The 12459-nt window shown below is 43.7% G+C and carries 17 protein-coding genes; 8 read left to right on the plus strand and 9 right to left on the minus strand.

Translation table 11 applies throughout. The annotated features are described in order from the left end of the window. Positions 1 to 416 precede the first annotated feature (416 nt). From AAFP14_RS20195 to AAFP14_RS20205, 3 genes are read right to left on the minus strand one after another with little or no spacing between them, the layout of a single operon-like run. Positions 417 to 806, minus strand: coding sequence for a type II toxin-antitoxin system VapC family toxin (locus tag AAFP14_RS20195; RefSeq protein ID WP_341733998.1), 390 nt, complete (start codon positions 804 to 806; stop codon positions 417 to 419). Continuing rightward, the gene (locus tag AAFP14_RS20200) at positions 803 to 1033 is read right to left on the minus strand and encodes a prevent-host-death family protein (protein WP_096831538.1); all 231 of its coding nucleotides are present in this window, start codon (positions 1031 to 1033) and stop codon (positions 803 to 805) included. The genes AAFP14_RS20195 and AAFP14_RS20200 overlap by 4 nt, the downstream gene beginning before the upstream one ends. 19 nt (positions 1034 to 1052) lie before the next feature. Beyond that, positions 1053 to 1301 carry a hypothetical protein gene (locus AAFP14_RS20205; protein WP_341733999.1) on the minus strand — a complete coding sequence of 83 codons (249 nt, stop codon included), beginning with the start codon at positions 1299 to 1301 and terminating at the stop codon, positions 1053 to 1055. Positions 1302 to 1349: 48 nt separating this feature from the next. On the opposite strand from AAFP14_RS20205, the gene vapB reads away from it, so the two are divergent. The 3 genes from vapB to AAFP14_RS20220 are packed head-to-tail and all read left to right on the plus strand — an operon-like array spanning position 1350 to position 2089. Beyond that, positions 1350 to 1571 carry a type II toxin-antitoxin system VapB family antitoxin gene (gene vapB, locus AAFP14_RS20210; RefSeq protein WP_341734000.1) on the plus strand — a complete coding sequence of 74 codons (222 nt, stop codon included), beginning with the start codon at positions 1350 to 1352 and terminating at the stop codon, positions 1569 to 1571. A gap of 1 nt (position 1572) precedes the next feature. Then, positions 1573 to 1953, plus strand: a complete 381-nt coding sequence (locus AAFP14_RS20215) for a type II toxin-antitoxin system VapC family toxin (RefSeq protein WP_341734001.1) — start codon at positions 1573 to 1575, stop codon at positions 1951 to 1953. Further along, complete coding sequence (locus AAFP14_RS20220; RefSeq protein WP_341734002.1) at positions 1925 to 2089, plus strand: hypothetical protein; 165 nt, start codon at positions 1925 to 1927, stop codon at positions 2087 to 2089. The genes AAFP14_RS20215 and AAFP14_RS20220 overlap by 29 nt, the downstream gene beginning before the upstream one ends. 2 nt (positions 2090 to 2091) lie before the next feature. Here the strand turns inward: AAFP14_RS20220 and AAFP14_RS20225 are convergent, their stop codons facing one another. Both AAFP14_RS20225 and AAFP14_RS20230 read right to left on the minus strand, forming a co-directional pair. Further along, a complete protein-coding gene (locus tag AAFP14_RS20225) occupies positions 2092 to 2427 on the minus strand; it encodes a XisI protein (RefSeq protein ID WP_333369320.1) in 336 nt (111 codons plus the stop codon). 47 nt (positions 2428 to 2474) lie between these two features. Continuing rightward, a complete protein-coding gene (locus AAFP14_RS20230; protein WP_341734003.1) occupies positions 2475 to 2831 on the minus strand; it encodes a XisH family protein in 357 nt (118 codons plus the stop codon). 136 nt (positions 2832 to 2967) lie between these two features. Between AAFP14_RS20230 and AAFP14_RS20235 the strand changes: the two genes are divergently transcribed. The 4 genes from AAFP14_RS20235 to AAFP14_RS20250 all read left to right on the plus strand — a co-directional run bounded on the left by AAFP14_RS20235 (position 2968) and on the right by AAFP14_RS20250 (position 4033). Further along, positions 2968 to 3123 carry a hypothetical protein gene (locus AAFP14_RS20235; protein ID WP_341734004.1) on the plus strand — a complete coding sequence of 52 codons (156 nt, stop codon included), beginning with the start codon at positions 2968 to 2970 and terminating at the stop codon, positions 3121 to 3123. 70 nt (positions 3124 to 3193) lie between these two features. After that, positions 3194 to 3454 carry a hypothetical protein gene (locus AAFP14_RS20240; protein ID WP_341734005.1) on the plus strand — a complete coding sequence of 87 codons (261 nt, stop codon included), beginning with the start codon at positions 3194 to 3196 and terminating at the stop codon, positions 3452 to 3454. Further along, positions 3447 to 3866 (plus strand): pepsin/retropepsin-like aspartic protease family protein, encoded by a 420-nt coding sequence (locus AAFP14_RS20245; protein WP_341734006.1) that lies wholly within the window; start codon positions 3447 to 3449, stop codon positions 3864 to 3866. The genes AAFP14_RS20240 and AAFP14_RS20245 overlap by 8 nt, the downstream gene beginning before the upstream one ends. Then, positions 3863 to 4033 carry a hypothetical protein gene (locus tag AAFP14_RS20250; protein WP_341734007.1) on the plus strand — a complete coding sequence of 57 codons (171 nt, stop codon included), beginning with the start codon at positions 3863 to 3865 and terminating at the stop codon, positions 4031 to 4033. The genes AAFP14_RS20245 and AAFP14_RS20250 overlap by 4 nt, the downstream gene beginning before the upstream one ends. Before the next feature lie 14 nt (positions 4034 to 4047). Here the strand turns inward: AAFP14_RS20250 and AAFP14_RS20255 are convergent, their stop codons facing one another. From AAFP14_RS20255 to AAFP14_RS20270, 4 genes are all read right to left on the minus strand, one after another. Next, entirely contained in the window at positions 4048 to 4341 is a 294-nt protein-coding gene (locus AAFP14_RS20255) for a TIGR03792 family protein (RefSeq protein WP_341734008.1), read from the minus strand. A gap of 26 nt (positions 4342 to 4367) precedes the next feature. Continuing rightward, on the minus strand, positions 4368 to 6578 hold the full coding sequence (locus tag AAFP14_RS20260; protein WP_341734009.1) for a PAS domain-containing sensor histidine kinase: 2211 nt from the start codon (positions 6576 to 6578) through the stop codon (positions 4368 to 4370). 404 nt (positions 6579 to 6982) lie between these two features. Further along, positions 6983 to 8176: an AAA family ATPase gene (locus tag AAFP14_RS20265; protein ID WP_341734010.1), complete on the minus strand. Its 1194-nt coding sequence runs from the start codon at positions 8174 to 8176 to the stop codon at positions 6983 to 6985. An 89-nt stretch (positions 8177 to 8265) separates the two neighbouring features. Then, a complete protein-coding gene (locus AAFP14_RS20270) occupies positions 8266 to 8814 on the minus strand; it encodes an RNA 2'-phosphotransferase (protein WP_341734011.1) in 549 nt (182 codons plus the stop codon). 622 nt (positions 8815 to 9436) lie between these two features. Between AAFP14_RS20270 and AAFP14_RS20275 the strand changes: the two genes are divergently transcribed. Continuing rightward, positions 9437 to 12157 carry a diguanylate cyclase gene (locus AAFP14_RS20275; protein WP_341734012.1) on the plus strand — a complete coding sequence of 907 codons (2721 nt, stop codon included), beginning with the start codon at positions 9437 to 9439 and terminating at the stop codon, positions 12155 to 12157. Positions 12158 to 12459: the final 302 nt, after the last annotated feature.

A 12459-nucleotide genomic window follows, 5' to 3' on the forward strand; every position in this document is an offset into this window, starting at 1 on the left:
TTGGTATCTTGCTTTCATTTTTACTGGCTGTTTACTTGCTCTATTATACCATGACTGACTGATAGAATAAGGACAATTAAAGCCGTCCTATAAGGACGGGGCTTTAGACCCATTTCTTTGGTAAAGGAAGAACCCATCGGATTCTGTTTGTGGTGGAGTAGGATACCGTCGCGATATTACACATTCGTCACCGCCACCCGTGCTCCTTTAGGTACTGAACCACCAGAGTAATCGCATCAAATAGTCAATAAAGAGCGATCGCCCTTCACACCAAATACCAAACACTGCGATGATTGTACGGAGTGCGATCGCCCTTCACGCATCAAGAGAGAGCGCCTACAACAATATAGAATATCCATCTCGCTGAGGGTCGTTATACCCGAAAGCAAAGTTGTATGGCTTCATTACGCTATTGCCTAACTGAGTGTTTGTAGTGCCGAATTGCCTGTAAGGTTGGCATCAACTGTGGCTAATGTTAAGCCATAGTAAATAGCTGTGGCACTAATGAATCGGTCTGCGGGGTCTTGATGAGGTAGTGCAATTTCGCGACTTAAAATCGCAATTGAATGGTTCATTTGGGCTTCACGAGTTTCCAAAGTTTTTAAAGCTAAGTTAACCCATGTAACCGGATCTGGCTGTAAAGATATCCGTCCTTTTTCTGCAAGGATGAGTGTTTCCCAAATGCTAATTGGACTCAACCAAAGTTCGGTGTTAGGATCGGCGATCGCCGTTTGAAGCGATCGCGATAGGCGCAGGTCGCCGAGTAAATACCACAGCCAAATGTGGGTATCTAGTAAAAGTTTCATTCTAAAACCTCCCACGGTTCGGCGACAGGAGCAATTAAATCTCCTAATATTTCACCGCTCCCTTTCATTGCGCCAAAGCTGGGACGTAGAGTTTGGGTAGTGGCAGGATAAATAATTACTAATGCTTTTCCTTCATGGATGACGGTTAGAGGGGTTTTGGTACGTTCGACCTCTATCAATAGAGTCTGGAGGGTTTGGGGTAATTCAGTCGTGGTAATTTGTGCCATTTATTGACCGCTCACAATCTTATTCTATTTCCACCATTCTAATGCGATGATTGCACGGATTGCGATCGCCCTTCCTTTTTTCTGATAACCGATCGCCTAAAATAAAAGAGCGATCGCCCTTTCTTGTTTCTGATGATCGATCGCCTAAAATGAAAGAGCGATCGCCCACCACACATAAAGAGCGATCACCCCTCGCACCAAATACCAAACAGTGCGATGATTGTACGGGTAGCGATCGCCCTTCATACCAAATACCTTCTGACTGCAATTACAGTATAATGAGTAAGCATGATATCGTAAAAATTGCACAAAAATCATGACTATCGATCTACAGATTTTTCAAACTGTCCTCAAGATGCCAGAATCTCTAAAACAAGAGATCTTGCATTATGCAAAATATCTACTTGAAAAACACGCCAAAACTGAATCATCTCCAGAACAACTTGAACAACCTCATGGTTATGGTAGTTGGGCCGGTCAAATCGTTATATCTGATGATTTCGATGAACCGCTGGAAGATTTAAAGGAATATATGTAACATGGAATCCCTTTTAGATACTTATGCCTTTCTGTGGTACTTGCTTGGCGATTCCAATCTAGGTAGTAAAGCAAAAGAAGCGATCGATACTAAAACAGGTTTATATTTTAGTATTGCCAGCCTTTGGGAAATCTCCATTAAAATTAATGTCGGTAAGCTTCAACTGAATCGCCAATTTGAAGACCTGCCAAAAGAATTGGAATACATTAACGTTCAAATTCTACCAATTACATTTGAAGACACTGAGATTTATACAAGTCTTCCTCTGCATCATCGAGATCCGTTCGATCGCATTTTGGTAGCACAGACGATGAATCACTCGCTGGTTTTGATTAGTCGCGATGAAGCTTTTGATGCTTATCAAATTCAGCGGGTGTGGTGATGAAGGAGGCAAAAAGTTTATACTCGCGATCGCCCTTGACACCAAACACCAAACAGTGCGATCGTTGTACGGAGTGCGATCGCCCATCACGCATCAAGAGCGATCGATATCTAGAACCAAAAGCATCAACTATTAATTCTAGCTCACTGCAAATTCTGTGAACTGACGCATATAAGGTGGATGAAACCCAACCACAATATCCGACTTCGGCACACCTATATTAACCAGCTCTTGTCCTAAATCGATTTCTGTTCCATTCTGCTGAATCCAGATTTTGCCATCCTTAATATCCAGATGTATAGGACAACCGTAAACTCGCTGTTTGTTATCCCAACCGACTCGAACAACTTGATAATGATTGTGTTCTGTGTCAAAAACAACTTGCATCTCCACTTCTCCATAGGAAGGCTTGTATGCAGCATATTTTGTCAGAACTTGTTTGATACAATCCCGATATTTTTCTACTTTTTCCATAAAGCTATTACCTCTTCTTCTACGTCATAGACCAATAATTTAAACTGCTAATCATCCACAACAGCGATTGCCAATTCACGCTTGAAGAAATCGTTATACGCCGTCAAAGGAATTGCCAAAAATAGCTGACGTTGGGGGTCTTTTAATTTTAGTGCTGTACGGTAATTGATAAATTGTCCAACCGCTAAATGAAAATCAGTTATGGCTGAAGTATTCAAAAAGCTCTTGATTTCTACAGCAATTTTCTCGCCCTGGCGTTCGGCTGCGAGCAGACGTTCCGCCCCCAGATCGATTAACATATCAACTCCACCCACACTGATGGAAAGTGGGTCATCTGTAATCTGCCAACCATCCTTTTCCAAGGCAATCTTCACAACATCATGAAATTTATCCTTTGCTGACATAAAGCCTTGGTGACAAACAACTATAATTATACTGCCATTAATTGAGATTTGTGAGTGTAATTCAGGTTGCTGACTCACCAACTCAAGCCTCGTGTCCGATCGCGCTTTCGTAAGACTTGTTCAAAGGAGTGCGCCCTTGGCACCAAATACCAAACACTGCGATCGTTGTACTCAAGAGCGATCGCCCTTTGTTATTTCTGATGACCGATCGCCTAAAATGAAAGAGCGATCACCCTTCACGCCAAATACCAAACACTACGATCGTTGTACGGAGTGCGACCGCTTGAGTTAAAAAAGAGCGATCGCCATTCAAACGCTAGCTTAAAGGCTAAAATAAATGTATATAATCTTAAATAAGCGATATGCCACTCAGCGAGCTTTTACCCACCGTCGATCAATTATCTCATCAAGATAAACTGCGACTAATTCACTTTCTCCTACTTGCAGTTGCCAAGGAAGAAGGATGCAGCCTAGAACCTGCTGAAGATACTAATTCAGAAAATTTACTTCTGAATCAACTAGCATCAACGAGTGCAGTTGTATGGTCTCCACAGGCCGATCGAGAATCAGTTCAAGCATTATCAGAACTTCTACTTGCCGCCCAAGCATCAGCTCATGCTTAATAGTCAGCGATTTCCATTTATAGAGCGAATTGATAGCCTTGGGCGATCGAGTATCATGCCATATTTGCCCATCACTCTCTCCAACGGCAGCAACTCCGTAGAAGTGATGGCATTGTTGGATACAGGTGCAAGTGTCAACGTTTTGCCTTATCAGATTGGTCTACAACTAGGGGCAACATGGGAACAGCAAACTGTTCCTATTCAATTGAGCGGGAATTTGGCTCACAGTGAGGCGCGGGGATTAGTGCTTTCGGGTACAGTTGGTCAGTTTTCGCCACTTTTGCTTGCATTCGCTTGGACTCGTTCGACAGATGCACCTGTAATCCTTGGACACCTTAACTTTTTCTCGGAGTTTAATGTCTGTTTTTTTCGTCACGAGTTAGCTTTTGAGGTTTACCCAAGGGAAAAATGAATTGTTTAAGCAATATGCGATCGCCCATCACACATAAAGCGCGATCGCCCTTTGTTGTTTCTGATGACCGATCGCCTAAAACATTGTTTCCATATCAGACTCCAGAAACTTCGAGCAATTCTAGTTTAATTCAAAGCTGTTCACCTTTGCCAGTATCTCGTGACTGATGACGAATGACTAACTAATGCAAGAACTTGCGGACTTGATATTCGCGACTTTCGGCGATCGGCATTTGCAGATCCCCCATTTTCGCATCCAACTCATCGATTAGACTTGGCGACACCGACTTCCACAACTCTTTACTTTCCCAGCGAATCAACATCACCACCTCATTCTCCACCGGATCTACCCAAGTTTCCTTACCCAAAAAACCGGGTAAACTTCTTAATCCAGCAGTCCAAACTTCTTCATCTCGCTGCATAAATGCTTCCCACTTTTCGTGAGGCACTTTAAATCTCAGCCACTCGATAACCATAAAAATTGCCCTGTGTAAATAGCTAATCAACCATTGCCGATCGCAATTTTAACAATTACCTCAGTTCCCCGTCCCGGCTCAGAAATATATTCCAATTTACCACCATGTTTTTCTACTACCAAATGTCGGGATATTGACAAACCCAAACCGGTGTTAGTCCCTGGGGGTTTAGTGGTAAACAAAGGGTCAAAGATACAACCGAGGACTTCTTCTGTCATACCTGGCCCGTTGTCGCTAATCACGATCGCCACTTCACTTTCCCCTACCATTTCCGTCCGAATCCGAATTTCGGGATTTGGCATTTTACCTGGGGAGTAGTGAGCGGATAAATCAGCATGGTTTTTGATTGTACCAGATTTTTCGGCATTTTTTACTCCCGTTTCCACGGCATCGATCGCATTGGTTAACAAGTGCATGAACACTTGGTTGAGATGCCCTGGATAGCAATGGACGCGCGGTAAATTACCGTATTCTTTAATCAGAGAAATGCCAGTGCGTCCGCCTTTAGCTTGGAGGCGATTTTGCAAAATCAGCAGAGTGCTATCCAAGCCCTCATGGATATCTGCGGACTTCATTTCGGCTTCGTCGGTACGGGAAAATAGGCGGAGCGATCGCACGACATCGCGAATTCTTTCGGAACCTACCTGCATAGAGTTTAGCAGTTTCACCAAATCTTTTTTGAGAAAATCTAAGTCTAATTCTTCGATGTAATTTTGAATTTCTGGCACTACACTGGGATAATATGTTTGGTAAAGTTCCACCAATTGCAACAGTTCTTCAATGTAGCCTCTAGCGTGGCTGACATTGCCGGAAATAAAACTAACTGGATTGTTAATTTCGTGGGCGACTCCAGCCACTAATTGTCCCAGAGATGACATTTTTTCCGTTTGAATCAATTGAGTTTGAGTGCGCTGCAACACCAACAGCATTTGTTCCAATTTTGCTGCTTGCTGTCGCAGACGTTCCTCCGATTCCTGCAAAGCTGAGAGAGCTTGTTTCCTGTCTGTAATGTCCAATCCTACAAACACACCCATGGTATTTTTTTGGTATTTTTGAGCAACAATTAAATAGGTTTTGTTTTCTCCTTTAACGCTGGCTGTTACTTCTTCTGATGTGGTTTTATCATCGCTGGCAAAAAACTTGTATACTAAATCGTTAAACTTGGAACTTGTTTCTAAAAAACCTACTTTTTGACCGACAAATATTTCAGCAGGCATTTGGTAAGCAGCAGCTAAATGGCGGTTAACTCCCAAGTACCGCAAATCGGAACTTACCCAAGAAACTAATCCGGGTACGGCATCCAAGACGGCTTGCAGTTGCTCTTTAGCTTCTAAAAGTGCTAGTTGTGCTACTTTGCGATCGGAGATGTCGCGGGCGATCGCGCAGTAGTATTCTTGACCGTCTGATTCAAAATAATTGACTTTTACTTCTACGGGCAAGCTTTTGCCTTCTTTGCTTTGACACAGGGCTTCAAAAGTCAGACTATTTTGTGCCTTAATTTGACTACAGTGAGTCTGCCAATCTACTAGGGATAAGTGGGGATTTATGTCGGTAACTTTGAGTTGTTGCAGTTCTGACTCAGAGTAGCCGAGATTGCGACAAATAGCTTCGTTGGCGTAGCATATTTGACCTTCTGAGGTAGCGAACAGGACTAGATCGGCGCAGGTATCGATCGCCAGTTTAGTGATGTGTGCTGCTGTTTCTAAGCGATCGGTTTGGAGCTCCGATGGCAAAGGGCGATCGCCATGATGTGAGGAGATGCGATCGGCTAGAGATGAAGTAGATAGAATCAAACCTCCGATCGCCCCGTCGCTATTTTTCCAAGGTTTAAACGCCCATTTGATGGCTGCGCCAGCAGTGCCGGGCCCGGTTTTGTTGGCGATCGATAATGTCGATCGCGCTTCGACAAACTCGGTATATTCTAAAACACCAGCCAACATAGCGCGGATAGTTTGCTGCCAATATTCCGCCAGATGAGGGAACAGTTCCCAATGAGACTTGCCGATGACATCTGGGGCACTTAAGTTACAAGCTGTTTCCCAGGGACGAGAAACAGACAGGTAGCGCATTTCACAGTCTACCATTGCTACGGCGTCAGGGGAATGCTCCACAAACCGCTGAAATTGCTCTTTACTCTCAGACACGGCTGCCTCTGTCAGTTTGTGGGTAACGAAGGTTGGACGATCGGCATACCTTTCCAGTACCTGACTTTTTTGCTTAACTGGCCTAGTTTGCACGGTTGGGGAAGTCCTCCTGATCTGTCTTGTTGGCAAAAAATCAACGCAGAAACCTGGTTTTTCGAGCAAAATACGGCGTTAAGACCTTTAATTTTGTCAAAAAACCCCGGTTTATTTAGTCAGGAGTGGGTAAATCCTGAAAAATTCTTTTTAATACAAAAAATGCTTTTTCCCTGATGAACTCGATCGGGTAATACCCTAGAGGGGTCTTACCCATCAGTGATATCATTTTTGATCGGGAGATGTCTATAGGCCAGCGGAAAATTTCGCTTTAAATTATCAGATTCAAGTCTTAACAGCCTATTTGGGAGATGTCTAAGGGTCAGCATTCTAAGTATTATTGCGGATGACCAGAGGGAAAATTTATGGGCTCGTGCAGATTTATAGAGACTCGGAAATTTAAGTCAGACAAATTTGTAAGTAAATTCACAGGTAAAGTCCACTCTTCCTTTCCGTAATATTGCGGGGTCTAGTCTTTCTGTCGTATTACACGTCATCAAAACTACGAGTTTTTGCTGAAATTGAATACCATGTTCATCTATGACACTTTGATACAAAGTTCCATCCAGCAAACTCAGAATATGTTCAGTTTTATTACTGCGTTGGGCTGAAACAGTCGATCGATCCTGTGCCAAATTATCAGCTTCGTTGATAATAATACAAATCCGCTCTAAATAACTAGGTGGCACAAAATTTTCCACAGCATCGTGGTCTAAGATAAAAATCACATAACCAAGGGGGACTAAAATTTCCTTAGCCACGGCTTGAGTCCAGGCAGTTTTGCCAGTCCCTGGTGCGCCGCTGATCAGAACAGCCAACTGATTTTGGTCAAGAATTGCCTGCTGAACACTATCTGTAAAACTTTGAACATCGGCGGGAAAAGTCCGAATTTGATACTGACTATTCACCTGTCCAACGCGGCTTTTGTATCCACTCAGAATCACTGCTAAATTGTAAGTTGCTTTCCTGACCATCGGCGCAATGTTTTGGCAAATTAGAGTGTAGCGCCGCTTTCCCCTATCGTAGCTGTCTATTTGTAACCAGCAGGATGCGTCTGCCCAATAAGCATAAACACTACCCAAAACTTCCAAGCGTTCCCAGCTCGTAAATCGTTCCGGGGGAAAGGAAAAATTTTTGTCCATAAATACCTGGGTAATGGCATCGGGCTTCCCCAGCAAATCCAGAATTTTGAAAACAGTAATTTCTTGGAATTTGTTGAGAACATATTCGATGGGAATGCTGGCGCGACTGACTAATTGTACCACTGGTGTTTCGGTGGTTAATACATCTTGGAAGCGATAATTTGGGTAAACTTGCTGGGGAGTAATGTAATCCCAAAATTCGTCAATTTCGTAACGAGTATTTTCGGAAAACACATTTAAGATATTGGCCCACCAACTATATTGATGTCGTCCCATTGCATCGGCAATATCGCTGGCTATATCTAAGGTTTTTTGAGTTAATTCCTTGGGGTCTGTCGCGACTAAGTGCAGGAAGTGTTCCCAGTCAAATTGTCGATATAGAGGTTGCCACCCCGCTCCTAGTAGGCCTCGGTTTTGAGGAGTTTTTTGAGTGTAATTGTTGTCAAAATCGTTCATATATATTGAGCTTGTGATTGTTAATGATGTTTTTTGGAGGTTTTCTAATTTAATTTTTTGTCTCCTCAAATCTCGGAATTAACTGCTGCTTAACTGTTGATTACTAGATATTTTTGGGGGACAAACTCAACTAGCCAGACTCCATTGTTTGAACAGTAAAATCTGTAGCTATCTCTGTGCATTGCTGAGGTATCTACAATTAAAACTGCTGGTATGCCGTGTCTTGCACCGACTCGGCGCGCCGTTTCAATTGCCGTTGATAAATGAACGTGATGGCGAGACATTTTTCTAATTCCTTCCTTGAGAATAGACTCAACTGCACTGGTAGTAGTTCCGTGATACAAAGTATCGGGAGGAATGGCTGGTTCTAATTCTAAATCAATCTCTATACTGTGTCCTTGATTGGCACGAATCATCGTCCCTGTGTGGTCAAAGGAAAAGCGTTGTTTGTCGTTTTGCTTTACTACTTCTTGCAGTTGATTAAGCTGAATGGGAAAGTTATGTTTTTGGCAAGCATTGAGGAGTTCGCTCACAGGAACCCAGCCACCGGAACCGAGTTGAATGCCGATGCGTTCGGGTGTGTGTCGCAGGTGTCTGCTGAGATATTTGCTGATTTTAACTAGCCGTGAATTGTTCATTTAGTTGTTTGTATTTTTAGGCTCGGTTTAGGGTTGGAAGGAAACTGGTCGAGTTCAGGTAGAGTGACATGATTAGATCTGTTAGTATTTTGAAGGTCATTGTATATTTTTATTAACTTATCCTGCTGATTGACTTTTTTATTTAGGCTTCGTTTGTGTATCTAAATTCACAGATATTTTTTCTCAATATGTTAATCTTCTAGTTCCTCAATAGTTTGTTACCTAAACCTCAAAAGCGTGTATTATTTTTATAATACAACGAAAATACACATCTGTCAAGATGTAGAAAAAAAATGATGAAAATTGCTACCGATAGGAAGATGCGCCATGGATTAGTCGAGCAGCATAAATTATTTATCAACAATCAATACCTCTGTATTGAGTGCGGTAATTATACAAAAAACACCAAAAATCTAAGCAGGCGCTGAGATTGCACAGGGAATAATAACACTAGGCAGCGATGGAGGAGATAGTTATATAATTGATGTGACTCCAGACTAGGGAGTCCATTTGAAAATCAAAATCTAGCAAGTATTGCACTCCCAGGCGCGGTAAAAAAAACAGGGGTAATGTCTGTGGGTGTGAGTAAATAAGGTGTTAGCTATCAGGGGAAAAAACAGCAATGAATATCAAAAAGCAGATTCAGGCTCAAACAGAATTCACAAAACAGGAGCGAGTCGATCGCGATGGCATTAGTATTGCCAAAGGCATAGACTCATCTATTCAAGAATGTTTAGATTTGAAAGTAGCGATCGACCGCTCGGCATTGGCGGTAAGAACAGATGGGAACGGAATTATCAATTACGTGAGCGATCGAGTTTGCTCGATTTCTCAATATCTGCGAAGCGAACTAATCGGTTGTCACTTTGGTATCCTCCATTCGGAAGATCAATCTTCGGTATTAATGAGAAATTTGCGGTCAACGGTGACAAAAAATGAAGTTTGGCAAGGGGAAATTAAAAATCAAACCAAAGATGGCACTGATTATTGGGTACATGGAGTAATAGTTCCGTTCCTGGATTTTCAAGGAAGACCCTATCAGTATTTAGCGATCGGATTCGACATCACAAACCACAAAACGGAGGAAGCAGCACTAGCCCAACTCAACCGCGCCAAAGATGAATTTTTGGGAATCGCTTCCCACGAACTACGATCGCCCCTCAGCGCCATTTTGGGATGGGTGCAACTAGCGCGATCGCGGAAATTAAACGAAGCCACTACCAGTAGGGCTTTGGAAATCATCGAGCGCAACGCCAAGATACAAAACCAGCAAATAGACAATCTCCTAGATCTGTCGCGGCTGCTGCGAGGTCAAGTACGGCTCAATATTGTTCGAGTCCACCTCCCATCAGCGATCGAATCGGCGATCGACATTCTCCATCCCGCAGCAGATGCCAAAAACATCCAAATAGAAAAATCTTTCGATCCCACTATCGACTATATTTTGGGAGATGCAGAACGCTTGCAGCAAATAATCTGGAACCTGCTTTCCAACGCGATCAAATTTACCCCGAAATCGGCGGCGGGGGTAGTTCAAATCACGATGGAGTCTGTCCCGTCGGGGGTGCTAATTCAAGTCAGGGATAGGGGTTGCGGGATCGATGCCAAATTGTTGCCCCACATTTTTGACTACTTCCGCCCCGGAGATAACTGGAATAGCAAGGAACAAAACCGTCTGGGTTTGGGGCTGTCGATTGTACGCCAGTTGGTGGAACTCCACGGAGGAACTGTGTGGGCTTCGAGTCCTGGTATTGGTGAGGGGGCGACCTTTGGGGTGCAGCTACCCATGGTCAATCACCAGAATGTACCAGACGATCGCCTTGGTGCGATCGGTAGCAGGAAAAATCTAGACTCATCAGTTCCCCAAGCCTTAGCCGGAAAGCAAGTGCTGCTGGTGAAGGATAGCGCCGAGAGCGGGGAATATTTGATTTCTGCCTTGGAAGCATTGGGAGCAAAGGTAACAGCAGTCCGTAGCGTCCCCGAAGTAATGGCAGAGTTAGCAAAATCATGGCCTGACGTGTTGGTGAGCGATTTGGGGATACCGGAAGCAGAGGGCTGGGATTTGATTCGTCGCGTCAGAGCGATGGAAATTTCTGAGCGGAGGGAATTGCTGCCGGCGGTGGCGTTGACTGCTGGTGTGGCGGAAGATGATGCAACATGGGCTCAGAAAGCGGGTTTTCAGAAACATTTGTCCAAGCCCGTGGAGCTAAATCAGTTGGTGGGTGCCATCGTTCAACTGGCGGGACTCAAGGGATTTGGGAACTCCCCCTGGAGTCGGGAAAATGTCACAGCGATCGCCCCGGAATGCGTTCTAGCTGGAACCCACTGTTCCCAGTCGCCAAAAAACGCAGCCGAATATGTCGATGACTGCCGAGAGTTACCGCTGTTACTCTTAGTAGAAGACAACTATTTTTTGCTGGCTTACTTGCAAACTTTACTCACTCCTCATTACCGAGTCGCTGTGGCGCGGGATGGAGTAGAAGGTTTAGAAACTGCCAAAACATTGCGACCCAATTTAATTATCAGCGACCAAATAATGCCCCGACAAGACGGGTTGCATTTACTGAAAGAAATTCGGAATACAGCAGAATTGAGTTCAACTCCGGTCATTTTTTTGACAGCTCGCACGGGGATGGAAGCTCGGATTGAAAGTTTGGATGCTGGTGCGGATGATTATATTTCTAAGCCTTTTGATGAAAGAGAATTACTGGCGAGGGTGAGAAATTTGTTGCGATCGCACGCGGCGGAACAGCAGTTGGTAGCGCTCAACCGTCAGTTGCTGGAGCAAAAACAGCAGTTAGAAACGGTGAATGAAGCCTTGCATTATTTAGCAACCTATGACAGTTTAACTCAGGTAAAAAATCGTCGGTGTTTTAATGAATATCTCGATACTGAATGGCGGCGTTTGGCGAGGGAAGAAGCTACGCTGTCTTTGATTATGTGCGATATCGATTATTTCAAGCTGTACAACGATACCTACGGCCACCAAGCGGGGGATGAATGTTTGCGACGAGTGGCTACTGTGCTTCAGTGTTCGGTAAAACGTTCTGCTGATTTAGTGGCGCGTTACGGTGGCGAAGAATTTGTAGTAGTTTTGCCGAATACGGATATTCAAGGTGCTGCTTGCGTGGCGGAATTTATCCGTGAAGAAGTGCGGAATTTGCAGATAGTTCACGCTAAGTCTGCTGTTAGCGAATATGTGACGCTGAGTTTGGGTGTTGCTTGCTGTATTCCCGCACCGATGTCGCAGTCTGGGACGCTGATTGCGATCGCAGATGAGGCACTTTATCGAGCTAAAAAAGCTGGGCGCGATCGGGTATCAGTTGCCTCTTTTCCAGAATAGTCTCTGGTTTTTTGTTAGTTGGGAAACCTGGGCGTAAAAAAGGTGTTTTTACCTATTGATTTTTGGTGTTTTTTGAGTTATATTTTAGATAATGGGAGTGGTGACAAAAATAATTATTTTTGTCACCACTCCCATTATTAGATGATACCTAATTAACGAGGAATTGTCAACCTTTTAACCTTCAAAAAAAGGGCGATTTTTTTAATTTGTATCAAAAAAATATCTTGAAGTGAGTTAAGTAGAAATAGAAACAAAAGAAGAGGCGATGGATAGTCAAAGCTAGAGTTGTGGCGAAGCAGAGC

This window comes from Microcoleus sp. EPA2, assembly GCA_020882975.1.
In the GTDB taxonomy this organism is placed as follows: Bacteria; Cyanobacteriota; Cyanobacteriia; order Cyanobacteriales; family Microcoleaceae; genus Microcoleus.

What these genes read in the sequence shown, in the direction of transcription:
- AAFP14_RS20245 (WP_341734006.1), top strand. Translation starts at nt 3,447, where the DNA reads ATGCTTAATAGTCAGCGATTTCCATTTATAGAGCGAATTGATAGCCTT.
- AAFP14_RS20265 (WP_341734010.1), bottom strand. Translation starts at nt 8,176, where the DNA reads ATGAACGATTTTGACAACAATTACACTCAAAAAACTCCTCAAAACCGA.
- AAFP14_RS20215 (WP_341734001.1), top strand. Translation starts at nt 1,573, where the DNA reads ATGGAATCCCTTTTAGATACTTATGCCTTTCTGTGGTACTTGCTTGGC.
- AAFP14_RS20275 (WP_341734012.1), top strand. Translation starts at nt 9,437, where the DNA reads ATGAATATCAAAAAGCAGATTCAGGCTCAAACAGAATTCACAAAACAG.
- AAFP14_RS20195 (WP_341733998.1), bottom strand. Translation starts at nt 806, where the DNA reads ATGAAACTTTTACTAGATACCCACATTTGGCTGTGGTATTTACTCGGC.
- AAFP14_RS20220 (WP_341734002.1), top strand. Translation starts at nt 1,925, where the DNA reads ATGCTTATCAAATTCAGCGGGTGTGGTGATGAAGGAGGCAAAAAGTTT.
- AAFP14_RS20230 (WP_341734003.1), bottom strand. Translation starts at nt 2,831, where the DNA reads ATGTCAGCAAAGGATAAATTTCATGATGTTGTGAAGATTGCCTTGGAA.
- AAFP14_RS20200 (WP_096831538.1), bottom strand. Translation starts at nt 1,033, where the DNA reads ATGGCACAAATTACCACGACTGAATTACCCCAAACCCTCCAGACTCTA.
- AAFP14_RS20240 (WP_341734005.1), top strand. Translation starts at nt 3,194, where the DNA reads ATGCCACTCAGCGAGCTTTTACCCACCGTCGATCAATTATCTCATCAA.
- AAFP14_RS20250 (WP_341734007.1), top strand. Translation starts at nt 3,863, where the DNA reads ATGAATTGTTTAAGCAATATGCGATCGCCCATCACACATAAAGCGCGA.
- vapB (WP_341734000.1), top strand. Translation starts at nt 1,350, where the DNA reads ATGACTATCGATCTACAGATTTTTCAAACTGTCCTCAAGATGCCAGAA.
- AAFP14_RS20255 (WP_341734008.1), bottom strand. Translation starts at nt 4,341, where the DNA reads ATGGTTATCGAGTGGCTGAGATTTAAAGTGCCTCACGAAAAGTGGGAA.
- AAFP14_RS20225 (WP_333369320.1), bottom strand. Translation starts at nt 2,427, where the DNA reads ATGGAAAAAGTAGAAAAATATCGGGATTGTATCAAACAAGTTCTGACA.
- AAFP14_RS20270 (WP_341734011.1), bottom strand. Translation starts at nt 8,814, where the DNA reads ATGAACAATTCACGGCTAGTTAAAATCAGCAAATATCTCAGCAGACAC.